General features: G+C 24.5%; 1 protein-coding gene. It reads right to left on the reverse strand.

Features of this window, described 5'->3' with window-relative positions:
• Positions 1 to 75: 75 nt before the first annotated feature.
• The coding region (locus tag AVBRAN9333_RS09420) for a hypothetical protein (RefSeq protein ID WP_336609910.1) at positions 76 to 793 on the reverse strand (718 nt) is incomplete at its 5' end.

The following is a 793-nucleotide window of genomic DNA, read 5'->3' on the forward strand; positions in this document are numbered from 1 at the left end:
ATTGTTTAACATTTGCCTTTATTAGGAGTTTTATAAGTTGAATATTTGTAAAATTTTAATACAGATTATTTCAACTCATTTTTTCTCCTTTTTTAAATTTGTTTCACAATGTAAAGATTCTAATTCAGTAAATGTATAAGGGTATGCCCTTGTGTAAAGATAATATGCGTTAGATACAATATTTGCAATACTATGTATATAAATTTCATATGTTGGATATGTATTATAATAGTAAATCTTATAAACCAAAAAATAATCTCTTTCTTTGTAATTTATCGTAAAAATTCTTTGTGTAAGCTCATGAAAATCTGTTGATATTTTTATTCTATTAGATTTTTTTATGACATCTAACAGATTTTTATTTTTAATAGGATGATTGCAAAAATCTTTTTCTATAAACAAAATATTTCCAATTTCACCTAATAAAGCTAAGTAATTTTTATCATCTAAAACTACATCGCCAATAGTTATATTTTTGTGTTTTTTTATGTATTTTTTACCCTTAATTTTACTTGCAAAATAGAGCTCTCCATTTTTATCAACTTCATAAAAAGAATAACTCACATCATTATCAACACCATAGATATTATCACGCCCTATATCTTTATAAACTTTTCTATCAAGCCCTAAATCCCAGCAGTATTTAAGAGTGTCCTTTACTTCTTGGCTTGCGTAAGGCTTAGCATCTATAATTTTTGGCTTAATTTTTATATATTTGTATCTAAAAAAATCTTGCCAAAAATTATTTATTGATATCTCTTCACAATCTACTGTGCATTTACGCTTATAACAA

Source organism: Campylobacter sp. RM9333, assembly GCF_020137705.1.
GTDB lineage: Bacteria > Campylobacterota > Campylobacteria > Campylobacterales > Campylobacteraceae > Campylobacter_E.